This is a genomic window from Streptomyces sp. JLYT201, from assembly GCF_059448825.1.
In genome coordinates this window covers 7,850,137-7,874,585 of record NZ_CM182551.1, presented here as the reverse complement: position 1 = coordinate 7,874,585, position 24,449 = coordinate 7,850,137, and the positions used below count along the sequence as shown (strand labels likewise).

Here is a 24,449-nt window from a genome sequence, read left to right as displayed (position 1 = left end):
CTGCCGCCCCTGTAGATGAGCGAAAGGCACGAGGTGACCGACTCTATGGCCGACATTGCGCGCGTCGGAGTGGTGGGCTGTGGCCAGATGGGCGCCGGGATCGCAGAGGTCTGCGCCCGCTCCGGCCTGGACGTGAAGGTCGCGGAGACCACCGGAGAGGCCCTGGAGATCGGCCGCACGCGGCTGTACAACTCCCTGTCCAAGGCGGCCGAGCGCGGCAAGATCTCGGAGGAGGAGCGGGACGAGACGATCGCGCGGCTCAGCTTCACCACGGATCTGGGCGAATTCGCCGACCGCGACCTCGTCATCGAGGCCGTCGTGGAGAACGAGCAGGTCAAGACCGAGATCTTCCAGGTGCTCGACCAGGTGGTGACGCGCCAGGACGCGATCCTCGCCTCCAACACCTCCTCCATCCCCCTGGTGAAGCTGGCCGTGGCCACGTCCCGGCCCGACCAGGTCATCGGCATCCACTTCTTCAACCCGGCCCCCGTGCAGCAGCTCGTCGAGCTGATTCCGGCCCTGACCACGTCGGAGGGCACGCTCAGCCGGGCGCAGCTGTTCACGGAGAAGGTGCTCGGCAAGCACGCCATCCGCGCCCAGGACCGCTCCGGGTTCGTCGTGAACGCGCTCCTCATCCCGTATCTGCTCTCCGCGATCCGGATGTTCGAGTCGGGCATCGCCAGCCGCGAGGACATCGACAACGGCATGGAGATGGGCTGCGCCCACCCGATGGGCCCGCTCAAGCTGGCCGACCTCATCGGCCTCGACACGGTCGCCTCGGTCGCCGACTCGATGTACACGGAGTACAAGGAGCCCCTGTACGCCGCTCCCCCGCTCCTCCAGCGCATGGTCGACGCGGGCCGCCTGGGCCGCAAGTCGGGCTCGGGCTTCTACCCGTACGACTGACCCGGATCGGGCCCGCCCGGCGCAGGGGTGGGCATGCTCACGGCATCTGGATCGGTGGACTCCGGTAGCGGCTACGCTGCGTTGCTGAATTCAAGTCAATTTCCGGCCAGTTCACGGGCCCGGCACTCGCTGAGTGCCGGGCCCGTACCGTTCACACACCGTGTGCGCGGTGGGCTCGCATATGCCCTGCGCACACTCTCCCGCCGCGACGACCAGGCGAGTTGACTTTCCGCTGCGCACAGGGGGGATGTGACCCCACTACTGAGAGGAGCGGAGTCGTGACCACCGACCCCGAGCGTCCCGTGGTCCCGGAAGAACTCGCAGAGTTACGTCGGAGCCTGGACGTGGGTCTCGCCCGCGTCGACGGACAGCTCGCGTTACTCACCCAGCGCGACGTTCAGCACACCAAGGACCAGGACGACCTGTCCGTACGGATCGCGGCCCTGGAACACACCCGTTGGCCACTGCCCGCCCTCGCCGCGCTCACCGCGGTCGGTGCGCTGGCCGTGGCGGTCTGGCAGGCCCTCGGGCGCTAGCCCAGGGCCGCGTCCGAGCGGTCAGCGCGCGTCCTCGCCGAGGCGCAGATGGTGCAGCAGGAGGAGCGCCGCCGCCATGTTGGCGGCCGGGACCTCGCCGCGCGCCACCATGTCGGGAACGAGCTTGAGCGGCACCCACTCGCGTCGGTCCGACTCGAAGTCGTCCTCGGGGTGGCCGATGTAGGTCGCCTCGTCCGACCAGTAGATGTGGTGCCGGGCGTCCGTGAGCCCGTTGGACGGCTCGACGCTCATCAGGTGTCGCAGGGGCCCCGGCCGCCAGCCGGTCTCCTCCTCCATCTCACGCGCCGCCGCGTCGGCGATGTCCTCTCCGTCCTCCACCACCCCCGCCGCGAGCTCCCAGCCCCAGCTGTCGGTGATGAAGCGGTGCCGCCACAGGAGCAGCACCTCGTTGGCCTCGTTGACCACCGTGGCGATGGCCACCGGACGGAGCCTTATCAGGAAGTGGTCGAGGTGCCGGCCGTCCGGCAGCTCGACGTCTGCGAGATTGACGGTGAACCATCGGTTTCCATACACAGTCTGTTCGCTCTGTTTCGTCCACTGCACGGTTCTGCCACCTTCCGCCGAGTAGATGGCAATATCGCAGCAGGAGGGTGGGAGAGCACTCGGCGCACGGCGGAGCGGCGTAGCACGTGTCAGGCGTCGTTCCGCCCCCGCGCTCCCGATGTCACGACGTCACGGCGTCATGCGGAACCGCGCCGCACTGCGCCCCCGCCCCTCACAGCGGTACCCGCAGCGCTCCGTCGATCAGCTCGGCGGCCTCGGCCGTGCCCGCGCAGTCGCTGCGGACCAGGTACTCGCGCACCGCGCGCAACCGGTCGCGCAGGCGCTGGGACTCCATCCCGCGCGCCTGCTCCGCCATCTCCACCGCCGTGGCCACCGCCTCGTCGGTGTTGCCCTGGCGCAGCTCGATCTGGCTGAGCATGGCGAGCCGGTGCACCCGGCCCCGGTCGTGCGCCGGGGTGTCCACCGCGGCGGCGGCGTGCTCCCGGGCCGCCGCGAGATCGCCGAGGCTGAGCAGCGCCTCCGCCACCTGCACATTGACCAGGCCCGGCTGGACATAGCCCGTCTCGTCCGGCTCCCGGCCGCGCCGGATGCGCTCGGCGGCCACCTCGGCCCGCCGGATGCAGGACAGCGCGCTGCTGCCGTCGCCCAGGTGGGCGTACGCCTTGGCCTGCATCGCGTACAGATCGGACGCGAGGGCGGGCGTGATGTCCCGGCCCGCGGCGCGCAGCGCGGCCTCCGCGAAGGCCACCGCCTGGCGGAACTCCCGCATGAACAGGGACTGGTTGACGAGCAGCGCGATCACGTACGCGCCGAGCCCCCGGTCCCCGCTGGCCTTCGCCAGGCGCAGCGCCTGGTGGAAGTAGCGCTGGGCGAGGCCGTGCGCGTCCGAGTCGTAGGCACAGATGCCCGCTATCGCCACCAGGCCGCCGGTCGCGCGGTGCAGCTGACGCCCCATCGCGTCGGTGTAGCTGCCGCGGAGCAGCGGCGCCGCCTCCGCGTTGAGGAAGCCGACGATGCGGGTGCGGGTCGCGATGCCACCGGTCTTGCGGTACATCTGCTCGTAGTGCGTACGGGCCGCGCGCAGCATCTCCAGGTCGGCCATGCTCACCGGGTGGCGGCCGCCGCGCGAGACGTCCGTGTCCTCGGGCGGGTTCTCCCACTCCCACACGGGCATCACGGCGGGCGTCCCGGTCACCGCGGGCGCGCCGAGCAGATGCGGCCGCTGCTGCTCGTCCGACCGCCACAGCGCCGTCGCCCGCTCGACGAACCCGGAGAGCGTGGAGGCCATGGTGCCCCCGCGCAGGGCCGGGCCGCCGGGCACGCCGAGGCCGATGTCGTCGAGCGTGACGGTGCGCTGCAGCCGCGCGGCGAGCACCTCGCAGATCAGGTCGGGCACCTGGCCGCGCGGGCGCTGGCCCTTCAACCAGCGGGCCACGGCGGTGTGTTCGTATCTCAGGGAGAGGCCGCGGGCCTTGCCCGCCTGGTTCACATGGGCGGCCAGGCCCGCGTGCGAGATGCCGGCCTCGTCGAGGATCGCGTCGAGCAGGGTGTTGGGCTGCATGGATGCCCCTCCGGTGGCTCGGTGCGCCCAGCCTAGTGGAGCACCCTTCACACGGGGTGTGAACGGAGTGCTCGCATCCGGGGGGGCACGCGCTCTGCCGCACGGGGCGCGCGGTCGCTTGACTGAGGGTCCTCACCAGGAGGCGGCCGGGCCGTCGGCTCCCCCCTCACTCAGCGCGACGGCCCCCTTTCGGCGCCGTCCGTTCGTCCGTCGTCTGCCCGGCAGTTCCGCGACGGCGCGGACGGCGCGGGCCGCACCACACCGGGCGGTGTTCAGCTCATGGTGCGGGCGCACCGCCCGGTCTCCGTCTGCTGCCGGGGGACCCTCTTGCGGTCGTTGCGCAGCACGAGCAGCGCCGCGTCGTCGGACGGGAGGCGGCCGATGTGCCGCAGGAGCCGGGCGTACACGGACTGGATCACCTGCTGCGGCGACACCGGCTGGGGCCTGGCCGCCTCGCCGAGCACGGCCTGGAGCGGGAAGAACCGCCCGGAGCCGTCGCGCGCGTCCTCCACGCCGTCCGTGTGCAGCACCAGGGCGTCGCCCGGCAGCAGCCTGCCGCAGAGCTGTACGGGCAGTTCGGCGGGCAGCGGGAAGGGGCCGAGCGGCGGCAGCGGCTCGCCGCCGGACAGCAGCTGGGCGCGGCCGCGCAGCCGGTAGGGCCACGGGTGGCCGCAGTTGAGCGCCCACACCTCCCCGTCCCGGCCGATCTCCACCAGGAGGACGGTCACGAACTCCTCGGCGACCGGGCTCTCCGGCGCCGCCGCGCCGCTCGCCGGGTGCTCGGCGCGGGAGCGCTCCCGCAAGTGCCGGGCCAGGGCCCGCTCCAGGCGCCGCAGCACCTGCGGCAGTTCGGGCTCGTCGTGGGCGGCCTCGCGGAAGCTGCCGAGCACCGCGGCGACGGTGCCGATCGCGGCGAGGCCGTGGCCGCGCACGTCGCCCATGACGAGGCGGACGCCGTGGTCGGTGGCGGCGACCTCGTACAGATCGCCGCCGACGGAGGCCCCCAGCGAGGCGGAGAGGCGGCCCGCGGCCAGGGCGAGCCCGTCGACGCGCGGCGGCAGCGGCCGGAGCAGGACGTTCTGCGCGGCGCCCGCGACCTCGCGGATCTGCCGCAGCTCCCGGATCAGCGCGCGCCGCACCTGGAATATGAGTCCCGTGCCGACGGCGAAGAAGACGGCGCTGGTGACGATCCGCGCCCCCAGGCCGTGCTGCTGCGCGAGCGGACAGACCAGTTTGTACGTGATGGCGACGGCGCCCCACACCGTCGGCAGGCCGAGCGCGAGCGCCCGCCGCAGCCGGCGGCGGCACGGCCGCTCGAACGCCGCTGACGGACGCCCGTCGCAGCCGTCGCCGGAACCGTGGGCCCGCCGCCGCGGTCCGCGCCGGGTCCCGGCGCCGCGGCGGGGCGTACGAGGCTTGATACGGATCATGCCGACGGCCCCCCTAAGGCCCGGTTCAGCGTGCGGGCCGTGTACGGGACCGGTCCCCACGGCCGGATTGATTCTGTCGACCGGGTGGCCGGATCGGGTCAGATCACCGGCAGTTGTCACTCAAACGAGTGAGCGGGCTCGGGGTGTCCCCGGAGACGCCGGAGGGGGCGCATCCGCTTTCGCGGACACGCCCCCTCAGCAGCACCTCTGTGCGCCGGGCCGGTACTAGGCCCCGCGCAGCACCGCGCCGGTCGTCTCGGCGGCGCGCGCCACGGCCGCGTCACGGGCGGCCGAGGCCTCCTCGACCGTCAGCGTGCGGTCGGGGGCGCGGAAGCGCAGCGCGTACGCGAGCGACTTCTTGCCCTCGCCCAGCTGCTCGCCGGTGAAGACGTCGAACAGGCGGATGTCCTCCAGGAGGTCGCCCGCGCCGTCGCGCAGATAGGCCTCGACGACGGCCGCGGGGACGTCCTGGTCGACGACCAGGGCGACGTCCTGCGTGGCCACCGGGAAGGTCGAGATGCGCGGCGCCCGCAGCGAGCCCTCGCCCGCCTCCTGGAGCAGGTCCAGGTTCAGCTCCATCGCGCAGGTGCGGGAGGGCAGGCCGAGCGCCTTGGTGACGCGCGGGTGCAGCTCGCCCGCGTGACCGATGGAGACCAGGTCGCCCTGTTCGCCGTTCGGCCCCTCGGCGCTGTCCAGGAACACCAGGAGCTCGGCGCAGCGGCCCGGGTGCCAGGGGCCGTACTGGCCCTGCTGGACGATGAGTTCGGCACCGGCCTCGCGGGCCAGGGTGCGCGCCGCCTCGACGGCGTCCGCCCAGTCGGCCGGACGGCCCTTGCCCCACCAGCCGGACCGCTCGCGGGCGCCCGCGAGCACGACCGCGGCGTGCCGCGGCTGCTCGGGCAGGGCGCTGTTGAGCGCGGCGATCTCCTCGTCCGTGGGACGCCGGCCCGCGGGCAGGTCCGCCGGAACGCCCGCCGATGCGGAGGCGTGCGGGTGGAAGACCAGACCGGTCTCGAACAGGGCCAGGTCGTGGCTGCCCCGCCCGTCGTTGCGGCGCAGCGCGGCGAGGAGGCCGGGGAGCAGCGTCGTACGGAGCGCGGGCTCCTCGTCCGACAGCGGGTTGACGAGCTTGACGACCTGGCGGTTCGGGTCGTCGGCGTCCAGGCCGAGCTGGTCGAAGACCTGCTCGCTCACGAACGGGTAGTTCGGCGCCTCGACGTAACCGGCGCCCGCGAGCGCGCGCCCGGCCCTGCGGTGCAGCCGCTGCCGCTCGGTCAGACCGCGCCCGGCCGGGGGCTTCGGCAGCGTCGAGGGCAGGTTCTCGTACCCCTCGAGGCGGATGACCTCCTCGGCGAGGTCGTTGACCTCGGCGAGGTCGGGGCGCCACGACGGCACGGTGACGGTCAGGACGTCCTGGCCGTACACGTCGCAGCCGACCTGCTGGAGGCGGCGCACGACCGTCTCACGGCCGTAGACGACACCCGCGACGCGGTCCGGGTGGTCGGCGGGCATCGTGATGGTGTGCGGCGCGGAGGGCGCGATGACCTCCGTGACGCCCGCCTCCGCGGTACCGCCCGCGAGCAGCACGAGCAGGTCGACGGTGCGCTGCGCGGCGGCGGACGCGGCCTGCGGGTCGACGCCCCGCTCGAAGCGCCGGGCCGCCTCGGAGGACAGCTTGTGGCGGCGGGCGGTGCGGGCCACGGAGACCGCGTCGAAGTGCGCGGCCTCGATGACGACGTCGGTGGTGCCCTCTTCTTCGGCGTGGTCGGCGATCTCCGTGTTGGCGCCGCCCATGACACCCGCGAGGCCGATGGGGCCGCGCTCGTCGGTGATCACCAGGTCCTCGGCGTCGAGCACGCGGCGGGCGCCGTCGAGGGTGGTGAACTTCTCGCCCTGCTCGGCGCGGCGGACGCCGATGGTGCCCTGGACGCGGGAGCGGTCGTAGGCGTGCAGCGGCTGGCCGAGCTCCAGCATCACGTAGTTGGTGACGTCGACGGCCAGCGAGATCGGGCGCATGCCCGCCTTCTGCAGGCGGCGCTGGAGCCAGATCGGCGAGCGGGCGTCGGGGCTGAGCCCGGTGACGGTGCGCGCGGTGAAGCGGTCGCAGCCGGCCGGGTCGCTGACCTGCACCGGGTACCCGAACGAGTTCGGGGCCGGGACGTCGAGCAGCGCCGGGTCGCGCAGCGGCAGGCCGTACGCGGTGGCCGTCTCGCGGGCGACGCCGCGCAGCGACAGGCAGTAGCCGCGGTCGGGCGTGACGGCGATGTCCAGGACCTCGTCGACGAGTTCGAGCAGCTCGATGGCGTCGGTGCCGGCCTCGTGCTCGGGCGGGAGCACGATGATGCCGCCGCTGCCGTCGTCGCCCATGCCCAGCTCGTCGCCGGAGCAGATCATGCCGTGCGACGTCTTGCCGTACGTCTTGCGCGCGGAGATCGCGAAGCCGCCGGGCAGCTCGGCGCCGGGCAGGACCACGACGACCTTGTCGCCGACGGCGAAGTTCCGGGCGCCGCAGACGATCTCCTGCGGCTCGCCCGTGCCGTTGGCCGTGCCGACGTCCACGGTGCAGAAGCGGATGGGCTTCTTGAAGCCCTCCAGCTCCTCGATGGTGAGGACCTTGCCGACGACGAGGGGGCCCTTCAGGCCCGCGCCGAGCTGCTCGACGGACTCGACTTCGAGGCCCGCGGAAATCAGCTTGGCCTGCACGTCGCGGCCGGTCTCGGTGGCGGGGAGGTCGACGTACTCCCGCAGCCAGGAAAGCGGGATGCGCATCAGATCTCCGTCCCGAACGGCCGGGTGAAGCGGACGTCACCCTCGACCATGTCTCGCATGTCTTCGACGTTGTGGCGGAACATCAGCATCCGCTCGATGCCGAACCCGAAGGCGAATCCGCTGTACTTCTCGGGGTCCACACCGCAGGCGGCGAGCACCTTCGGGTTGACCATGCCGCAGCCGCCGAGCTCGATCCAGCCCTCGGACGAGCAGGTGCGGCAGGGGCGGTCGGCGTTGCCCACGGACTCGCCGCGGCACACGTAGCAGACCATGTCCATCTCGGCGGACGGCTCGGTGAAGGGGAAGAAGTTCGGCCGCAGACGGGTCTTCATGCCCTCGCCGCCGAACAGCTCCTGCACCATGTGGTCCAGGGTGCCCTTGAGGTCCGCCATGGTCAGGCCCTCGTCCACGGCGAGCAGCTCGACCTGGTGGAAGACCGGGGTGTGGGTGGCGTCCAGCTCGTCGGTGCGGTACACGCGGCCGGGGCAGATCACGTAGACCGGCGGCTCGCGGTCGATGAGCGAGCGGATCTGCACGGGCGAGGTGTGCGTGCGCAGCACGACGCCGGAGTCGGCAGAGCCGTCGGCGGCCTCGACGAAGAAGGTGTCCTGCTCACCGCGCGCCGGGTGGTCCGGGCCGATGTTCAGGGCGTCGAAGTTGAACCACTCGGCCTCGACCTCGGGGCCCTCCGCGACCGCGTAGCCCATGGCGACGAAGATGTCCTCGATGCGCTCGGACAGCGTGGTCAGCGGGTGCCGGGCGCCGGACGCGACGCGGTCGTGGGGCAGCGTGACGTCCACCGCCTCCTCGACCAGGACGCGGGCGTCGCGCTCGGCCTCCAGCTCGGCCTGGCGGGCGGCGAGCGCCTTGTTCACGGCGCCGCGGGCCATGCCCACGCGCTTGCCCGCCTCGGCCTTGGCCTGCGGAGGCAGCGCGCCGATCTCGCGGTTGGCGAGGGCGAGCGGCGAGGTGCCGCCGCAGTGCGCGGTCTTCGCCTCCTGGAGCTGGTCGAGGTCGGCGGCGGCCGCGAAGGCGGCGAGCGCCTCGTCCCGCACGCGCTCGATCTCTTCAGGTTTCAGTGCCTCGACCTCGACAGGGTCGTACGACTTGTTCGGTGCCGACATCTCTTCCCGTGCTTCCGGTTGGCTGGCGGATGGTCCCCGTCAACGAGTCGGAGACGAGTTGTCCCGAAATTGGGGACACAAAGGTGCCAACGACCGAGTCTAACGGGGTGGTGGTGAACGGATGCGCCCGCGGGCTGCTCAGGGCGTCCTCACTGGAGGTACGCCGGGGCCCCCACGGGCAGGGTAAATCGGAACTGGGCGCCGCCGCTCGCCGCGCGGCCGACGGTGATCGTGCCGCCGTGTGCCTCGACGATGCCCTTCACGATGTACAACCCCAGTCCCGTCCCGCCGCGTTTGCTGCCCCGCCAGAAGCGGGTGAAGACGCGGCCCATCGACTCCTCCGGAATGCCGGATCCCTCGTCGCTGACGGTGACCGCGGTGTCGGTCGCTCCCCGCACCCGCAGGGACGGCGAGGGCGCCACGTCGATGGTGACAGTTCCCTCGCCGTGGCGCACCGCGTTTTCCAGCAGGTTGCTGAGCACCTGGTCGATCTTGTCCGGGTCGGCCCACAGGTCGGGCAGCGGCTGCTGGAGGCGGACGAGGAAGCGGTCCGCGTCCTGTCCCGCGGCGACGTGGGCCTGGATGTGGCGCCCGACGGCGGCCCCGATGTCGACGGGCTGGCGGCGCAGCTCCAGGCGGCCCGAGTCGATGCGCGAGATGTCGAGGAGCTCGGCGATCAGCCGGGTCACCCGGTTCGCGTCGGCGTCGACGGTCTCCAGCATCAGCCGCTTCTGGTCGTCGGTGAACCGCTCCCACTTGGCGAGCAGCGTGGCGGTGAAGCCCTTCACGGACGTCAGCGGGGAGCGCAGCTCGTGGGCGACCGTCGCGATCAGCTCGGCGTGGCTGCGCTCGGTGCGCCGCCGGGCCTCGGTGTCGCGCAGCGAGACGACGAGGCGGCTCAGCGGGCCCTTGGGCCGCGACCGTACGTAACGGGCGGAGACGAGCACTTCCCGGCCGCCGGGCAGCAGCAGATTGCGCTCGGGCTGGGCGACGCGCGTGACGAGGCCGCCATAGGGGTCGGTCACCTGCCACCACCGGCGCCCTTCGAGGTCCTCCAGGGGCAGGGCGCTCTCGATGCGGATGCCGAGCGCGTCGGCGGCGCGCACGGCGGTGATGCGCGCCGCGGCGGCGTTGAAACAGATGACGCGCCCGCTCTCGTCGGCGACGACGAGGCCGTCGGGCAGGTCGTCCGGGTCGATGCCGAGCTCTCCGAGACCGGGGCCCGCCGGGCCCGCGTGGCCCGCGGGAGGGCACAGGATGCCCCGCACCCCCGGTGCTCTGCTCGTGCCGACGCTCATTCCCCTTATCCCCGCCTCTCGGAGCTGGCGCAGTGGGCCCCCGAGCCCGACACACTACTAGCCGGGGGTGACGGAGCGGCACCCTCCGGCGGCACGCTGTGCACGGGCGGACGCATAGAGGCATACGGCTGCCGCGGTCGCGAGGTTCAGGCTCTCCGCGCTGCCGTGGATCGGAACGCGCACCACGGCGTCGGCGAGTGCGCGGGTCTCCTCCGGCAGCCCCCAGGCCTCGTTGCCGAAGATCCAGGCGGTCTCGGTGCCCATGGTGCCCTGGTCGAGCTCGGCGTCCAGGTCGTGTTCGCCCGCGCCGTCCGCGGCCAGGACGCGTACGCCGGCCGCCTTCAGGCCGCGTACGGCCTGCTCGACGGGGACGCCCACGGCCACCGGCAGATGGAAGTGCGAGCCGACGGAGGCGCGCACCGCCTTGGGGTTGTACAGGTCCACGGACGCGTCGGTGAGCACCACCGCGTCGGCGCCCGCGGCATCCGCGCAGCGCAGCACGGTGCCCGCGTTCCCGGGGTCGCGCACGTGCGCGAGCACGGCCACCAGCTTGGGGCGGCCGGCGAGGATCTCCTCGAACGGCACGTCGAGGAAGCGGCACACCCCGACGAGCCCCTGCGGCGTGACGGTGGTCGAGATCTCGGCGATCACGCTCTCGTCGGCGAGGTGCACCCGTGCCCCCGCGGCGCGCGCGTCCGCCACGATGTCCGCGTACCGCTCGGCGGCCTCGACGGTCGTGAACAGCTCCACGAGCGTGGCCTGTCCGCCGCCGCGGTGCCCGCCCGCCTCCCGCACCGCCTGCGGTCCCTCCGCGAGGAAGAGCCGCTCCTTCCCCCGGAAGTTCCGCTTGCCAAGCCGCCGCGCGCCACTGACGCGCGGCGAACGCGGGGAGATCAGTTCGGGACCGTGTGCCATCGAGTCGCTTTCCGCTGTACGGGGTCGGGAGGGAGGGGGGAACGCGACTGGACCCGCAGGCTCAGAGCGCCTGCGGGTCCAGTCACGGTTCGAGCTCAGTGCGACGTCACGCGGCCTTGGGGGCGTTGACGTCGGAAGGCAGCGCCTTCTGGGCGACCTCGACGAGCGCCGCGAAGGCGTTGGCGTCGTTGACGGCCAGCTCGGCCAGGATCTTGCGGTCCACCTCGATGTTGGCGGCCTTCAGACCCTGGATGAAGCGGTTGTAGGTGATGCCGTTGGCGCGGGCAGCGGCGTTGATGCGCTGGATCCACAGCTGACGGAAGTCGCCCTTGCGCTTCTTGCGGTCGTTGTAGTTGTAGACGAGGGAGTGGGTGACCTGCTCCTTCGCCTTGCGGTACAGGCGCGACCGCTGGCCGCGGTAGCCGCTGGCCTGCTCGAGGATCGCCCGACGCTTCTTGTGGGCGTTGACTGCCCGCTTGACGCGTGCCACTTGTTAACTCCTTGTAGCGGGGCCGTGGTGGTCGTCACACGGCCCGATTCGACTGATGTCCCGGTCCTGGCGTCGCGTGACCCCCGTCACCGGGGGTCGCGACGTCACTTGCCGAGAAGCTTCTTGATCTTCTTGGCGTCGCCCGGGGCCATCTCGGCGTTGCCGGTGAGGCGACGCGTCAGACGGGACGACTTGTGCTCGAGCAGGTGGCGCTTGCCGGCGCGCTCGCGGAGCACCTTGCCGGAGCCGGTGATCTTGAAGCGCTTGCTGGCACCGCTGTGCGTCTTGTTCTTCGGCATAGCGCCGTTCTCTCCTCGTCAGTGGCGCTCCGATGCCCGGTCGCGAAACCGGGCATCCGGGAGCGTCATGTGTTCGGTTGGCATCCCTGGACTCGCGTCCGGGGATCAGGCCTCGGCGGGGGCCTCGGCCGGGGCCTCGGCGGGAGCCTCGGAAAGCTCGCCCTCGGCGGCGTTCTGCGACTTGCCGGGGTTGGCCTTCGCGTCCGCCTTGCGGGCCGCCTGGGCCTCACGGGCCTCGGCCATCGCCTCGGTCTTCTTCTTGTGCGGACCGAGGACCATGATCATGTTGCGGCCGTCCTGCTTCGGGTTCGACTCGATGAACCCGAGGTCCTGGACGTCCTCGGCGAGGCGCTGCAGCAGCCGGTAGCCGAGCTCCGGCCGGGACTGCTCGCGACCACGGAACATGATCGTGATCTTGACCTTGTCGCCCTGCTTGAGGAACCGGACGACGTGACCCTTCTTGGTGTCGTAGTCGTGCGGGTCGATCTTCGGCCGGAGCTTCATCTCCTTGATGACCGTGTGCGCCTGGTTCTTGCGCGCCTCACGGGCCTTCATGGCCGACTCGTACTTGAACTTCCCGTAGTCCATGAGCTTGCACACGGGCGGACGGGCGTTCGCCGCGACCTCGACCAGGTCCAGGTCGTACTCCTGCGCAAGCTCCAGGGCCTTGGCAAGCGGGACAATCCCGACCTGCTCGCCGCTGGGACCGACAAGTCGCACCTCGGGAACGCGAATCCGGTCGTTGATGCGGGGCTCGGCGCTGATGGATCCTCCTCGGTAGCACCACGCGACGGTCTGGCGGACAGCCGCGTAACGTCTGTTTTCTCGACCAACCCGCCGGAGGCACAAAAAATGCCCCGGCTGATCACAGCGGGGCTCCACACAACTACCGGAGCACCTCCGTGGTGACCACGGGGCGCATCGGGCGGGCCTGCACGCTCGGTGCGGTCCGCCTGACCGGTGACCCGCCGCTCGGGGAGCGGCCAGGTGGGAGTTCGGAGCCTCCACTTGTGGGCCGGATCCCTCGTTCGTACGTGGGCATCCGGCCGGTCGTCACCCAAGGTTAGCAGGTCCTGGGGGGTGGGGCTAACGGCTCGCGGGCGGCTCTAGGGTGTGGGACATGAGTGACACAAGCCCCACGCCATCGCCGGCCCCTTCGGCCGCCTCCGCCGAGAGCCCCGACTTCGACGCCATGACCCGCGACATCGCGGACGTGCCCGCGGTCGAGGTGATCACGACGGTCGCGGTGCACCTGATGAGCGCGGCGGCGGTGAACCTGGGCCTGGCCGAGGAGGGCGAGACCCACAAGGACCTGGACGAGGCCCGCAAGCTCATCCAGGCCCTGGCCGGTCTGCTGGACGCGAGCGCGACGGAGGTCAGCTCCTTCCACGCGGCCCCGCTGCGGGACGGCCTGAAGTCGCTGCAGCTGGCGTTCCGCGAGTCCTCCGTGGTGCCGGACGCGCCGGGCCAGGGCCCCGGCGAGAAGTACACGGGGCCGGTGTTCGGCTAGCCGTCAGCGTACGTAGAGGGGCTCGCCCGGTGGCGTCGCCTCGGCCGGCAGCAGTGCCAGGTCGAGGCCGCGCACCAGGCGGGCCCTCAGTGTTTCGTCGGCGGCGAGGGCCCCGGCCAGGCGCCGGGCGGTCTCGGCCGGGGCGGCGCCCGGGGCGAGGACCAGGGCGAGGGTGCCGTCGGCCGTGCCCGGGCCGAGGTGGGCGCGGAGCACGGCGGGCTCGGCGGCGACCGCGGTGCGCACGGCCTCCCGCACGGCCGGGTCGGTGAGCGCGTCGGCGCTGTGGCGGCCCTCGGCGAGGGCGATGAGCGCGGCGCGGTTCAGCTCGTAGGGGACGGGGCCCGCGAGGTCGAGGACGATCGTGTCGGCCTTCTCGTGGGCGGCCGCCTTCAGGGCCTGGTGCAGCGGTACGGCGACGGGGCGGGCTCCCGGGTCCCACAAGGCGAGGGCCTCGGTGGAGGTGAAGGCGGGCAGGGCGGTGCGCTTGCCCGCCTTGAGCGTGGGCACCGCCATGTCGCTCGTCTTCTCCCGGCGCAGGCCGTTCTCGTCCTCCTCGACCTCGCCGAGGACGGCCACGACGGGCACGAGGAGCCTGGCGTTCGCCAGGGCCTTCAGGACCGGGCCGTGGGCAGTTCGGTCCTGGGACCACGCCTCCAGGGCCGCGCGCAGCTCCGGAGCCGCGGAGCCGTCGTCGTCGGAGAAGCCGGGGTCGGGGATGTTCTTTGTCTGCACGCCGTCGACACTAGCCCGCCGCTTCGCGGCGGGAGTCGCCCACCCACCCGCCCGTCCCTCGGCACCGCGAGGCGCGGCTCGGGGAAGTGCTGCTCAGCGGCGGCGCGGGCGCCCTCGCCAGAGGTACGCGGCCGCCGCGAGCAGGGCCACGCCCGCGACTCCGGCCACGGGGCCCAGCCAGCCCGAGGACCCGGTGTCGTCCGGCGCCTCGTCGGGGCCGGGGCCGAAGTACTTCTTGGCGTACGCCCCGCCGTGGGCCCTGGCCCGCAGGGAGTCCGGCTTCAGTGCGGCGGCGCGGCCGAGGGCGGCCACGGGGTCGATGAGGCCGAAGCCGCGGGAGTCGTCGCGGCCGCCCGCGGGGGCGTCCTGGGCGGTGTCCTGGAGGAGCCGCTTGACCTGCGCCGGGGCGAGGCCGGGGCGGGCGGCCCGGATCAGGGCGACGGCGCCGGAGACGAAGGCGGAGGCGGCGCTGGTGCCCCAGCCCTCGTAGTACTTGCGGTCGGGGTCGGCGATGACGATGTCGTCACCGGGGGCGCTGACGGTGGCGTACCAGCGGCGGGTGGAGAAGGAGGCCCGCGCCCCGTTCTCGTCCACGGCCGTCGCGACGATCACGCCCGGGTAGGCGGCGGGATAGGACACGTGGTCGCCGCGCTCGCCGCCGTTGCCCGCGGACGCGACGACGACGGCGCCCTTCTTGAGGGCGTACTGGACGGCGGCGTCCTCGCTGGGCTCGGGGTGCGCGGACTTCGAGTCGTCGCCGAGGGAGAGGTTGATGACGTCGGCGCCGTGGTCGGCGGCCCAGCGGATGCCTTCGGCGAGGGCGTTGCCGCGGGACTGGCGCGCCTTCCTGCGGGCCGGGTCGCCGTCCTCCAGGATCACGCGCACCGGCAGGATCCGGGCGCCGGGGGCGATGCCGAGCACGCCGTCGCCGCGGCCCTCGCCGTGGCCGTGCCCGGCGATGATCCCGGCCATGGCGGTGCCGTGCCGGGCCCAGGTCCGGTCGCCGCGCCGGGCGCCGAAGCCCACCATGTCCTTGCCGGGCAGGACGCTGCCCCTGAGGTCGGGGTGGGAGCCGTCGACCCCGGTGTCGAGGACGGCCACGGTGACGCCCTCGCCCTTGGTGGTGCGCCAGGCCTGGCCGGTGCCCATGGCGTCCAGGGCCCACTGCTGGGCGCGGATGCCGTCGTCGGCGCGGGCGGGGGCGGCGGGCAGCAGCGCGAGGGCTCCGGCGAGGGCGGCGGCGGCCGGCGCGTGCCACCGCGTCGGCCGCTCCCGGCCCGGTGTGCCCGATGTGCCCGGTGTGCCCTGCGGGCCGGGCGTGCCCTGCGAGCCGGGCGTGCTCGGTGTGCTCGGCGTGCTCATCAGGAGGTCTCCGGAGCCGCGGTGGCGGTCTTGCGCAGGCTGCGCTCGACGCGGTCGGCGATGCCCTTGGCGTCGTGGCCGAGTCCCGCCTGGGCGGGGGCGGAGGCGGCGCCCGCCCTCATGGCGTCGGCGGCGGGTTCGGGCTCGGTGACGGCACGGCCGTCGGCGAACCCGGAGACGGCGTAGGCGACGACGGGAGCGTCGGGCAGGACCGACAGGGTCCAGGTGGCCCGCTGCGCGTCGCCGAAGCCCGCGGCGGGGGTGCCCGGGGCGGCGTACGCGCGGGGCATCAGATCGGTGCGCCGGTCCAGGCCCTCCTGGCCGAAGCGGGTGCGCAGCGCGTGCATGGCGTCGGCGTCCGCCGTGGTGAACAGCAGGCCCACGGTGGTGAGGTGGCTCTTCGTGGCGTCGGTGTAGGTGGCGCGCAGCAGGCGCTGGCAGCCCACGGGGGCGAGCGCCTTGCGCAGCAGCGGGTCGAAGGCCTTGGCGCAGCCGCTGTCGGGGGCGACGGCGACGCGGTTCCAGACCCGGTCGGCGCCGCCGGGGCCCGCGCCCCCGCCCTTGATGGCGGGTGGGAACAGAGCGTCGACGGGCAGGCTGTGCCACAGCGTCCCCGCGGTGGCGTAGGTCGAGCGGGAGCTGCCCGCCGCGTCGGACTCGCCGGTCAGCCAACTCCCGGTGACGGCACCGCCGATGAGCCCGAGCCCGAGGACGGCACAGGCCGCGGCGGCGGCCGCGCGGGGGCGCAGCCAGGCCGCGACGGGGCGCGGCCTGGCGGTGGTGTCGTCGTAGAGCGCGGGCCGCGCGAAGAACACGAACGGCCGGTGCGCGGCGGGACGCGGCGGGTACGCCGGGGCGGCGGGGGGCGCGTCCGGGAGGCGGGCGGAGGCGGGCGGGGGCGGGGCGTCCTCGACGGCGGAGGTGGCGGGCGACACGGGGCCCGCGGTGGCGCGGCGCGGCCCGACGGGGCCCTCGTCGCCCGCGTCGTCCGTCCCCGCATCCGTACCGGTGCCCGTACCAGCGTCCGCACTGGTGCCCGTCCCGGCAGCCGCGCCGGTGTCCGCACCGGCATCCGTACCGGTGTCCGCCCCGGCCGCCTCTGCCTCGACGGCCGCCGCCCGGTCAGGCGCGGCCCGGTCGAAGGGCGCGAGCAAGTCCGCCACCGCGGCCTCGTGTTCGGGCGGGAGCGAAGGAGCGGAGGGGGGCGCGAGGGCGTCCGGGGACGGGCGCGGGGGCACCACCGCAGGGGGGCGCGCGTCGGGAAAACGGGCGCTCGCCGGGGGCGGGGGCGGCTCCGCCGCGGTGCGGGGCGCGGCCGGGACGGACGCCGGGGCCGAAGCGGACGCCGGGGCCGGGACAGACGCCGAGGCCGGGACGGACGCCGGGGCCGGGGCGGAGACCGGGGCCGGGGCGGCGGGCTCGGCGGAAGAGGCCGGGGCGGCGGGCTCGGCGGAAGAGGCCGGGGCGGCGGGCTCGGCGGAAGAGGCCGGGGCGGCGGGCTCGGCGGAAGAGGCCGGGGCGGCGGGCTCGGCGGAAGAGGCCGGGGCGGCGGGCTCGGCGGAAGAGGCCGGGGCGGCGGGCTCGGCGGAAGAGGCCGGGGCGGCGGGCTCGGCGGGAGGGGCCGGGGCGGCGGGCTCGGCGGGAGGGGCCGGGGCGGCGGGGGTTTCGTGGGTCTCGGTCGGCAGCCGTGGTGGCGTACCGGAACGTGGGGGGACGGGGGGCCGTCGCGCCTCCGTGCTCATGCACCCCCCGTTCCGTCGCGTCGCGCGCTCCCTGCGTGCGCGTCACTTTACGGGTTGACATGAGCCCCACGGGAACCCAGTCCAGGCCACCGGGTGATCTGCCCGGAACGTCCCCCTACCCTCGGGTAGCCGTGTCTGGCAGGCTGCGCCCATGACAGGCGGAGCCGCTGACTTCACCGGAGACAGGACCGCGGACCGGGCCCGTTACGACCGGGCCACGGCACATCTCGACGCGCCGCTCGCGCTCGTCGACCTGACCGCGTTCGACGCCAACGCCGACGACTTGACGCGCCGGGCGGGCGGGAAGCCCGTCCGGGTCGCGAGCAAGTCGGTGCGGTGCCGGGCCCTGCTGGAACGGGTCCTCGCGCGGGACGGGTTCGCGGGGATCATGTCGTTCACGCTCGCGGAGTCGCTGTGGCTGGCCCGCTCCGGCTTCGACGACGTCCTGCTCGCGTACCCCTCGGCGGACCGCGCCGCCTTCGCCGAGCTCGCGGCGGATCCGAAGCTGGCGGCGGCCGTGACGGTGATGGTCGACGACCCGGCGCAGCTGCGGCTGATCGAGGAGGCGCGCGGCGACGGGCGCGAAGTGGTGCGCGTGTGCCTGGAGTTGGACACCTCCCTGCGGCTGCTCGGCGGCCGGGTGCGGATCGGCACGCAGCGCTCCCCGCTGCACGAGCCCACCCAGGTCGCCGCCCTCGCCCGGGCGATCGCGCGCAGGCCGGGCTTCCGGCTCGTCGGCGTCATGGCGTACGAGGGGCACGTCGCGGGGGTCGGGGACGCCGTCGCGGGGCACCCCGCCAAGTCCCGGGCGGTGCGGCTCATGCAGTCCGCCGCGCGCCGGGAGCTGGCGGACCGGCGCGCGGCGACCATCCGGGCGGTGCGGGACGCCGTGCCCGACCTGGAATTCGTGAACGGCGGCGGCACCGGCAGCGTGCAGCACACGGCGGCCGAGGACGTGGTCACGGAGGTGGCGGCCGGGTCGGGCCTGTACGTGCCGCGCCTGTTCGACAACTACACGTCGTTCAGCGGGCGTCCGGCGGCGCTCTTCGCCCAGCCCGTCGTGCGCAGGCCGGGCCGGGGCGTGGTGACGGTGCTCGGCGGCGGCTATCCGGCGTCGGGGGTCGCGGGCGCGGACCGGTCGCCGGTGCCGTATCTGCCCCAGGGGCTGCGCTACACCGCCCAGGAGGGCGCGGGCGAGGTGCAGACGCCGCTGCTCGGGTCCGCCGCGGACGATCTGCGGATCGGTGACAAGGTGTGGTTCCGGCACGCCAAGGCAGGTGAGCTGTGCGAGCGGTTCGCGGAGCTGCACCTGGTCGTGGGCGACCGGGTGGAGGAGACCGTGCCGACGTACCGGGGCGAGGGCCACACCTTCCTGTGAAGCCGTGCCGCGGTCAGGCCCGGGTTACGGCGTCGGGCCCACGCTGCTGCCCACTCCCCCGCCGGTGGCGTTGTCCCCGATGGGCCTGATCCCGTCGACGAGCTCGTCGATGTCGGACAGCGGGGGCGCGCCGTCCGCCGCGTCGACGCTGGCGCGGACGATGACCATGGCCTCGGAGCCGGTGCTGGAGGGGAACGCGAGGGACTGCACGTAGCCGCCGGGCCCCTTCTCGGTGTGGACGCGCCACCGTACGAAGTAGCCGCCGCGGCCCGCGACCGCGACGGTGCCGCTCTTGACCTGGGCGTGCCGGGTGATGCCGCCGAACGGCTCGCGGTCGAGGGCGTCGTGGTCGTACGCGGCGTCGGCGGCGTCCTTGATGTCGCGCCTGGCGAGCTTCTCGGGCGAGCGCTCGTCGGTGCCGGTCACCGTCCGCGTGGTGATCGTGCCGTGGCGGCAGAAGCCGGGGTCGCCGGGGCAGTCGTAGGTGTTCGGGGTCTGCAGGGTCAGCTCGTCGCCGACGGTGTGGTCGGCCTTCTCCCAGCCGTCGGGCACGGGCAGCGTGATGCCGTTGAGCTCGTCGGTGAGGAGGTCCGGGTCCTCGGTGGCGGACGGGGACGCGGTGGGCGAGGCTGCCGTGGGGGTCGGTGCGTCCGGCGCCTGCGCGGTGGGCGCGGGCCCGGCCGTGGGGTCGCCGTCGTCGTCCTGGAGGACCAGGAAGCCGGTGACGATCGAGGCGACGAGGACCGCACCGGCCGCGCCGAGCGCCACGGCCCTGGCACGGCGCCCGCCGGTGCGCGCGGGCAGCGGCCGCACCGCCGTGGCGGCGAGCTCCGGCCGCGCCCGGACCAGGTGGACCGTGGCCTCGGGCGTGCGCCGGTGCTCGGTCCACGCGGACCCGTCCCACCAGCGCTCGACGGCGGGTCGGGACGGGTCCGGGTACCAGCCGGGCGGGGGCGACATGCTCATCCCGGCACTCTAGGACGTGGCGCGCCGGCCGGTACAACCAGCCGGTCACGCGGTCAGTAGACGGTGTCCCGCTGGTCGGGGACCACGGAGCCGTCCTCGCGCAGGACGGGGCCCTTGCGCCCGTCGGGCTCGTTGTACGCGGCGGTCGCGCACGGGTAGGTGCCCGGCTTCTGCGGCAGCGGCTCGATGAACATGGGGTTCACGACCCAGCGGCCGTCGGCGTTGTCGTACGCGCGGCACATGAACTCGCCCTTGTTGCGGTTCAGCACGAGGTGCGCGCCGGTGGCGTCGCCGACGAACGTCACGTCGGTGTCGGCGTCGCCGCCGCCGACCGCGATGCGCTTGCTCCAGCGCTGCTTGTCCCAGGCCTTCTTGCCCTTGACCTTGTAGATCTCCTGGTTGATGAAGCAGCGCTTGCCGTCGATGTACGGGATGACGTCGCCCTTGTTGACGCCGACGCCGCCGCAGCCCTGGTTCCAGGTGGTGATGCGGCCCTTGCCGTCCAGGACGGAGCGGATCGCGATGGTGTGCCCGCGGTCGATGCCGACGCCGCGCGACCACACCTCGGCGACGGGCTCGGAGCCCGCGGAGACGATGTAGACGTCGAATCCGGCCTTCTTCAGGGTGCGGATCAGGTCGCGCTGCTGGGCGTAGTAGCGCGCGTAGCCGGGCACGGTGTGGCTGCCGATGGTGCGGGTGGTGCCGACGGGCGCGGCGAGGGCCTCGGTGCGGGCCTTCTTCGCGTACGTCTCCACCTCCTTGACGGTGTGTCCCGCGAAGAGCTGGGGCACCCAGGCGTACTGCGGGACGGTGCGGCGGTGGTGCCAGGTCCCGGCGAAGGCGGCGGCGCCGCTCATCGTGGTGCCGTCCTCGCGGATCTGGAGGATCTCGTCGGCGCAGGCGGTGTTGGTGGACGTGGGCAGCGGCTTGCCGACGGGCACCGTGGTGCCGCAGGCCTGGGTGAGCGCGCGGTGGCCCGCGGCCGTCATCCACTTGCTGGAGGACTTCCAGCTCTTGGGGCGCAGGATCTTGTCGTGCCGCAGCGCCCAGCTGATGGTGGCGTCGGTGACGTCGTTCTTGACGACGGTGTTGTCCCAGTCGAAGGCGGCGACGGGGCGCTTCTGGCCGTGGCCGAGGTGCGGGTTGGAGCAGGTGCCCCGCTCGTCGATGACCTTCTGCAGCCGGGCGCGGTTGTCGCCGTACCAGGTGAGCTTCTTCGAGAGCTGGGGACAGTGGGCGCCGGTGTGCGACGCGGGCGCGGCCGTGGCGGCGGCAGCGGGAAGCGTGACGGGCCCGGCCACCAAGGTGGCGGCCGAGGCCAGCGTCAGCGCCAGAATGTTTCTGTTACGCATGTGCGTGGACGGTACAGCAGTCCTACGAGGTCGTTGAACCCCCGTACACCGTGTCCTGTTGGTCCCTGATGACCGATCCGTCCGCGCGGCGCACCGGGGCCTTCGTGCCGTCCCGGCCGGTGTAGCCGGTGGTGGCGCACGGATAGGGCGCGGGCTGCTTGCCCTTGGGCTCGATGAACATGGGGTTGACCAGCCAGCGCCGGTCGCCGTTGTCGTAGGCGCGGCACATCAGCTCGGTCTTGTTGCGGTTCAGGACGAGCCTGAGGCCGGTGGCGTCGCGCAGGAAGGAGACGTCGGTGTCGGAGTCGCCCGCAGCGAACACCTGGCGCTTCGCGGCCGGTTGGACCTTCTCCGCGGCCTTGCCGCGCACGCCGAGGATCCGCTCGTTGATGGCGCAGCGCTTGCCGTCGATGTACGTGATCATCGAGTCGGCGCCGTCCTTGACGGAGCCGCAGCCCTTGAGGCGGGCGGTGAGGCGGCCCTCGCGCGTGACGTTGCGGATGCCGAGGGTGTGCCGGGCGTCGAGGCCGACGCCCTTGGCCCAGACCTCCGCGACCGGCTCGGGCGAGGCGGAGACGACGTAGGTGTCGAACCCGGCCTTCTTGAGGGTGCGGATCAGATCGCGCTGCTGGTCGTAGTAGCGGGCCCAGCCGGTGACCTTGCCGCTGCCGACGCGCTGCTCGGCGCCGATGGGCGCGGCGAGGTTCTCCGTGCGCGCCGCGGCCGCGAAGTCCTTGACGCGGGCGGGGCTCCAGCCACGCAGGAGCTGGGCGAACCAGGCGTACTGGGGCTCCATGCGGCGGTGGTCGAAGCCCGCGAAGGCCTCCTTGCCGGTGGTCGTGGCGCCCTCGCCGTACACGGCGGCGATCTCGTCGGCGCAGGCGGTGTGCGTGCGCGTGGGCAGGGTGCGGCCGGTGGCCGGGCAGGCCTCGGCCAGGGCCTTGGCGGCGGGCGCGGTGAGATAGCGGCTCGTGGTGCGCCAGTCGCCGCGCTCGGGGGTGCGTATCTTGTCGTGGCGCAGCATCCAGAACATGGTGGCGTCGCCCACGTCGTTCTTGATGACCGTGTTGTCCCAGTCGAAGACGGCGAGGGGCTTGTCGTGCTTGCCGTAGCCGTCGCCGCAGCGGCCGTAGGTGTCGAGGAGGCGCTGGAGGCGGTCCTTGTTGTCGCCGTACCAGCCCTTCGAGACGGTGAGGGCGGGGCACTTCGCGGCGGCGGTGCCGTGCGCGGCGCGGGGGGCGGGGGCGGCCTGGGCGGTGGTGGCGAGGCCGGTCCCGGCGACGGCGAGGGCGGCGGCCGCCGCGTACCAGCGATGCTTGATCTTCATGAACACGGTGCCTGTCTACGCAGGTCAGCCGGGCGTCGTGCGACGCCCGGCTGATCGGTGGGTGGCCTCTGGGTGAACTACTGGGGCGTGACGTACGCCCCGGAAATGCCGCCGTCGACGAGGAAGTCCGTGGCGTTCACGAACGCGGAGTCGTCGCTGGCGAGGAAGGCGACCGCGGCGGCGATCTCCTCGGCCTCGGCGAAGCGGCCCACCGGGATGTGCACCAGGCGGCGCGCGGCGCGCTCGGGGTCCTTGGCGAACAGCTCCTGGAGCAGCGGGGTGTTCACCGGGCCCGGGCACAGCGCGTTCACGCGGATGCCCTCGCGGGCGAACTGCACGCCGAGCTCGCGGGACATCGCGAGCACGCCGCCCTTGGACGCGGTGTAGGAGATCTGCGAGGTCGCGGCGCCCATCCGGGCCACGAAGGAGGCCGTGTTGATGATGGAGCCCCGGCCCTGGCGCCGCATGTAGGGGATGGCGGCCTTGCAGCACAGGTACACGGAGGTGAGGTTGACCTCCTGGACGCGCTTCCAGGCCTCCAGGCCGGTGTCCAGGATGGAGTCGTCGTCGGGCGGTGAGATGCCCGCGTTGTTGAAGGCGATGTCGACCGAGCCGTAGGTGTCGTACGCCGTCTTGAACAGCGCCTCGACCTGTTCGGCGTCGGTGACGTCGACCTTCACATACGTCCCGCCGACCTCCTCGGCGGCCTTCTTGCCCGCGGTGTCGTCGATGTCGCCGCAGACCACGTGCGCGCCCTCGGAGGCGAGGCGGCGTGCGGTGGCGAGGCCGATGCCGCTGCCGGCGCCGGTGATGACGGCGGTACGGCCGACGAGGCGGCGGCAGACAATCTCTTCGGTCACTGGGCGGGCCCTTCCGTGCTGATGAAGACGTTCTTGGTTTCGGTGAAGGCGGCGAGCGCGTCCGGGCCGAGCTCGCGCCCGAGGCCGGACTGGCCGTAGCCGCCGAAGGGGGTCCAATAGCGCACGCTGGAGTGCGAGTTGACGGACAGGTTGCCCGCCCGCACGGCCTGGGACACGCGCAGCGCCCGGCCCACGTCCCGGGTCCAGACGGAGCCCGAGAGGCCGTACTCGGTGGCGTTGGCGAGGCGGACCGCCTCGGCCTCGTCCTCGAAGGGCAGCACGACCGCGACCGGCCCGAAGACCTCCTCGACGGCGACCGGTGAGGTGGGCCCGGCGTCGGTGAGGACGGTCGGCGGGAACCAGAAGCCGGGCCCTTCGGGGGCACTGCCGCGGATGCCCGCGCCCGGGGGCACGTACGACCGCACCCGGTTCAGCTGGGCCCGGGAGATCAGCGGGCCCATCTGGGTCTTCTCGTCGGCCGGGTCGCCCACGACGTACGACTCGACCAGGGGCGTCAGGAGCTCGACGAAGCGGTCGTACACGGAGCGCTGCACGAGGATGCGGGTGCGGGCGCAGCAGTCCTGGCCCGAGTTGTCGAGGAAGGAGCCGGGCGCGGCGAGGGCGGCGGCCTCCACGTCGGCGTCGGCGAAGACGATGTTGGGGCTCTTGCCGCCGAGTTCGAGGGTCACGCGCTTCACGCGGTCCGCGCACTTGGCCATGATCTGCTTGCCGACGCGGGTGGAGCCGGTGAACACGATCTTGGCGACGTCGGGGTGCTCGACGAGCGCGTTCCCGGCGACGGCGCCCTCGCCGGGCAGGACCTGGAACAGGCCCTCGGGAAGGCCCGCCTCCAGGGCGAGTGCGGCCAGGCGCAGCGCGGTCAGCGGGGTGGCCTCGGCGGGCTTGAGGACGACCGCGTTGCCCGCCGCGAGGGCCGGGGCGGTGCCCCAGGCGGCGATGGGCATCGGGAAGTTCCAGGGCGCGATGACGCCGATGACGCCGAGGGGTTCGAGGATCGTGACGTCGAGGCCGCCGGGGACCGGGATCTGGCGGCCGTTGAGGCGCTCGACGCCGCCCGCCGCGTAGTCGAACAGGTCGCGGGCGTTGCCCGCCTCCCAGCGCGCGTTGCCGATGACGTGTCCGGCCTCGCGGACCTCCAACCGGGCGAGTTCCTCGATGTGGCCGTCGATGACGGCGGCGAAGCGGCGCAGCAGTCGTGCCCGGTCGGCCGGGGCGACGGCGGCCCACGCGGTCTGCGCGGTGACGGCGCGGGCGACGGCCGCGTCGACGTCGGCCGCGGTCGCGGCGGGGACCGTCGCGACGACGTCCTCCGTCGCCGGGTTGAGTACCTGGAGTTCTTCGAGCAA

The 24,449-nt window shown here is 73.5% G+C and carries 22 protein-coding genes; 4 read left to right on the top strand and 18 right to left on the bottom strand.

What is annotated here, in order from left to right:
• The first annotated feature begins 45 nt into the window (after positions 1 to 45).
• Positions 46 to 906, top strand: coding sequence for a 3-hydroxybutyryl-CoA dehydrogenase (locus tag AC5WAM_RS33515; protein WP_171075672.1), 861 nt, complete (start codon positions 46 to 48; stop codon positions 904 to 906).
• A 278-nt stretch (positions 907 to 1,184) separates the two neighbouring features.
• Positions 1,185 to 1,442 carry a hypothetical protein gene (locus tag AC5WAM_RS33510; RefSeq protein ID WP_366789728.1) on the top strand — a complete coding sequence of 86 codons (258 nt, stop codon included), beginning with the start codon at positions 1,185 to 1,187 and terminating at the stop codon, positions 1,440 to 1,442.
• Between the two features lie 21 nt (positions 1,443 to 1,463).
• Here the strand turns inward: AC5WAM_RS33510 and AC5WAM_RS33505 are convergent, their stop codons facing one another.
• The 10 genes from AC5WAM_RS33505 to infC all read right to left on the bottom strand — a co-directional run bounded on the left by AC5WAM_RS33505 (position 1,464) and on the right by infC (position 12,618).
• Positions 1,464 to 2,006 (bottom strand): NUDIX hydrolase, encoded by a 543-nt coding sequence (locus tag AC5WAM_RS33505; RefSeq protein ID WP_366789727.1) that lies wholly within the window; start codon positions 2,004 to 2,006, stop codon positions 1,464 to 1,466.
• 172 nt (positions 2,007 to 2,178) lie between these two features.
• Positions 2,179 to 3,528, bottom strand: coding sequence for an NsdA family TPR-like regulatory protein (locus AC5WAM_RS33500; protein WP_366789726.1), 1,350 nt, complete (start codon positions 3,526 to 3,528; stop codon positions 2,179 to 2,181).
• Between the two features lie 272 nt (positions 3,529 to 3,800).
• Positions 3,801 to 4,958, bottom strand: coding sequence for a PP2C family protein-serine/threonine phosphatase (locus AC5WAM_RS33495; protein WP_495519822.1), 1,158 nt, complete (start codon positions 4,956 to 4,958; stop codon positions 3,801 to 3,803).
• Between the two features lie 225 nt (positions 4,959 to 5,183).
• Positions 5,184 to 7,727 (bottom strand): phenylalanine--tRNA ligase subunit beta, encoded by a 2,544-nt coding sequence (pheT, locus tag AC5WAM_RS33490; protein WP_495519821.1) that lies wholly within the window; start codon positions 7,725 to 7,727, stop codon positions 5,184 to 5,186.
• The gene (gene pheS, locus AC5WAM_RS33485) at positions 7,727 to 8,851 is read right to left on the bottom strand and encodes a phenylalanine--tRNA ligase subunit alpha (RefSeq protein WP_366789723.1); all 1,125 of its coding nucleotides are present in this window, start codon (positions 8,849 to 8,851) and stop codon (positions 7,727 to 7,729) included. Before pheS ends, pheT begins: the two co-directional genes overlap by 1 nt.
• Positions 8,852 to 9,000: 149 nt before the next feature.
• Positions 9,001 to 10,149 carry a sensor histidine kinase gene (locus AC5WAM_RS33480; RefSeq protein ID WP_138958659.1) on the bottom strand — a complete coding sequence of 383 codons (1,149 nt, stop codon included), beginning with the start codon at positions 10,147 to 10,149 and terminating at the stop codon, positions 9,001 to 9,003.
• A 57-nt stretch (positions 10,150 to 10,206) separates the two neighbouring features.
• Positions 10,207 to 11,064, bottom strand: a complete 858-nt coding sequence (locus tag AC5WAM_RS33475) for a TrmH family RNA methyltransferase (protein ID WP_495519820.1) — start codon at positions 11,062 to 11,064, stop codon at positions 10,207 to 10,209.
• Between the two features lie 106 nt (positions 11,065 to 11,170).
• Entirely contained in the window at positions 11,171 to 11,554 is a 384-nt protein-coding gene (gene rplT, locus AC5WAM_RS33470) for a 50S ribosomal protein L20 (protein WP_016642495.1), read from the bottom strand.
• A gap of 104 nt (positions 11,555 to 11,658) precedes the next feature.
• Complete coding sequence (gene rpmI / locus AC5WAM_RS33465) at positions 11,659 to 11,853, bottom strand: 50S ribosomal protein L35 (RefSeq protein WP_030560333.1); 195 nt, start codon at positions 11,851 to 11,853, stop codon at positions 11,659 to 11,661.
• Between the two features lie 105 nt (positions 11,854 to 11,958).
• Positions 11,959 to 12,618 (bottom strand): translation initiation factor IF-3, encoded by a 660-nt coding sequence (infC, locus tag AC5WAM_RS33460; protein WP_078868995.1) that lies wholly within the window; start codon positions 12,616 to 12,618, stop codon positions 11,959 to 11,961.
• 355 nt (positions 12,619 to 12,973) lie between these two features.
• Here infC and AC5WAM_RS33455 point away from each other — a divergent pair, with 355 nt between their 5' ends.
• Positions 12,974 to 13,363 carry a DUF1844 domain-containing protein gene (locus AC5WAM_RS33455; RefSeq protein ID WP_366789720.1) on the top strand — a complete coding sequence of 130 codons (390 nt, stop codon included), beginning with the start codon at positions 12,974 to 12,976 and terminating at the stop codon, positions 13,361 to 13,363.
• A gap of 3 nt (positions 13,364 to 13,366) precedes the next feature.
• Here the strand turns inward: AC5WAM_RS33455 and AC5WAM_RS33450 are convergent, their stop codons facing one another.
• The 3 genes from AC5WAM_RS33450 to AC5WAM_RS33440 form a co-directional block, all read right to left on the bottom strand.
• On the bottom strand, positions 13,367 to 14,095 hold the full coding sequence (locus AC5WAM_RS33450; RefSeq protein ID WP_366789719.1) for an SseB family protein: 729 nt from the start codon (positions 14,093 to 14,095) through the stop codon (positions 13,367 to 13,369).
• A gap of 93 nt (positions 14,096 to 14,188) precedes the next feature.
• The gene (gene mycP, locus AC5WAM_RS33445) at positions 14,189 to 15,457 is read right to left on the bottom strand and encodes a type VII secretion-associated serine protease mycosin (RefSeq protein ID WP_495519819.1); all 1,269 of its coding nucleotides are present in this window, start codon (positions 15,455 to 15,457) and stop codon (positions 14,189 to 14,191) included.
• A complete protein-coding gene (locus tag AC5WAM_RS33440; RefSeq protein WP_495519818.1) occupies positions 15,457 to 16,620 on the bottom strand; it encodes a hypothetical protein in 1,164 nt (387 codons plus the stop codon). Before AC5WAM_RS33440 ends, mycP begins: the two co-directional genes overlap by 1 nt.
• Positions 16,621 to 17,350: 730 nt before the next feature.
• Between AC5WAM_RS33440 and AC5WAM_RS33435 the strand changes: the two genes are divergently transcribed.
• On the top strand, positions 17,351 to 18,577 hold the full coding sequence (locus AC5WAM_RS33435; protein WP_366789716.1) for an amino acid deaminase/aldolase: 1,227 nt from the start codon (positions 17,351 to 17,353) through the stop codon (positions 18,575 to 18,577).
• A gap of 24 nt (positions 18,578 to 18,601) precedes the next feature.
• On the opposite strand, the gene AC5WAM_RS33430 is transcribed toward AC5WAM_RS33435, so the two are convergent.
• The 5 genes from AC5WAM_RS33430 to AC5WAM_RS33410 form a co-directional block, all read right to left on the bottom strand.
• Positions 18,602 to 19,543: a DUF2510 domain-containing protein gene (locus AC5WAM_RS33430; RefSeq protein ID WP_495519817.1), complete on the bottom strand. Its 942-nt coding sequence runs from the start codon at positions 19,541 to 19,543 to the stop codon at positions 18,602 to 18,604.
• A 53-nt stretch (positions 19,544 to 19,596) separates the two neighbouring features.
• Positions 19,597 to 20,895, bottom strand: a complete 1,299-nt coding sequence (locus AC5WAM_RS33425) for an HAD family hydrolase (RefSeq protein WP_495519816.1) — start codon at positions 20,893 to 20,895, stop codon at positions 19,597 to 19,599.
• Between the two features lie 22 nt (positions 20,896 to 20,917).
• Positions 20,918 to 22,222: an HAD family hydrolase gene (locus AC5WAM_RS33420; RefSeq protein ID WP_495519815.1), complete on the bottom strand. Its 1,305-nt coding sequence runs from the start codon at positions 22,220 to 22,222 to the stop codon at positions 20,918 to 20,920.
• Between the two features lie 77 nt (positions 22,223 to 22,299).
• Entirely contained in the window at positions 22,300 to 23,082 is a 783-nt protein-coding gene (locus tag AC5WAM_RS33415) for a 3-oxoacyl-ACP reductase (RefSeq protein WP_495519814.1), read from the bottom strand.
• A complete protein-coding gene (locus tag AC5WAM_RS33410) occupies positions 23,079 to 24,449 on the bottom strand; it encodes an aldehyde dehydrogenase family protein (RefSeq protein WP_495519813.1) in 1,371 nt (456 codons plus the stop codon). The genes AC5WAM_RS33415 and AC5WAM_RS33410 overlap by 4 nt, the downstream gene beginning before the upstream one ends.

Bases quoted from the DNA above. Each gene is read 5' to 3' on its own strand.
- AC5WAM_RS33515 (WP_171075672.1), top strand. From the start codon at position 46: ATGGCCGACATTGCGCGCGTCGGAGTGGTGGGCTGTGGCCAGATGGGC.
- AC5WAM_RS33500 (WP_366789726.1), bottom strand. From the start codon at position 3,528: ATGCAGCCCAACACCCTGCTCGACGCGATCCTCGACGAGGCCGGCATC.
- AC5WAM_RS33495 (WP_495519822.1), bottom strand. From the start codon at position 4,958: ATGATCCGTATCAAGCCTCGTACGCCCCGCCGCGGCGCCGGGACCCGG.
- pheT (WP_495519821.1), bottom strand. From the start codon at position 7,727: ATGCGCATCCCGCTTTCCTGGCTGCGGGAGTACGTCGACCTCCCCGCC.
- pheS (WP_366789723.1), bottom strand. From the start codon at position 8,851: ATGTCGGCACCGAACAAGTCGTACGACCCTGTCGAGGTCGAGGCACTG.
- AC5WAM_RS33480 (WP_138958659.1), bottom strand. From the start codon at position 10,149: ATGAGCGTCGGCACGAGCAGAGCACCGGGGGTGCGGGGCATCCTGTGC.
- AC5WAM_RS33475 (WP_495519820.1), bottom strand. From the start codon at position 11,064: ATGGCACACGGTCCCGAACTGATCTCCCCGCGTTCGCCGCGCGTCAGT.
- rpmI (WP_030560333.1), bottom strand. From the start codon at position 11,853: ATGCCGAAGAACAAGACGCACAGCGGTGCCAGCAAGCGCTTCAAGATC.
- AC5WAM_RS33455 (WP_366789720.1), top strand. From the start codon at position 12,974: ATGAGTGACACAAGCCCCACGCCATCGCCGGCCCCTTCGGCCGCCTCC.
- mycP (WP_495519819.1), bottom strand. From the start codon at position 15,457: ATGAGCACGCCGAGCACACCGAGCACGCCCGGCTCGCAGGGCACGCCC.
- AC5WAM_RS33435 (WP_366789716.1), top strand. From the start codon at position 17,351: ATGACAGGCGGAGCCGCTGACTTCACCGGAGACAGGACCGCGGACCGG.
- AC5WAM_RS33430 (WP_495519817.1), bottom strand. From the start codon at position 19,543: ATGAGCATGTCGCCCCCGCCCGGCTGGTACCCGGACCCGTCCCGACCC.
- AC5WAM_RS33425 (WP_495519816.1), bottom strand. From the start codon at position 20,895: ATGCGTAACAGAAACATTCTGGCGCTGACGCTGGCCTCGGCCGCCACC.
- AC5WAM_RS33420 (WP_495519815.1), bottom strand. From the start codon at position 22,222: ATGAAGATCAAGCATCGCTGGTACGCGGCGGCCGCCGCCCTCGCCGTC.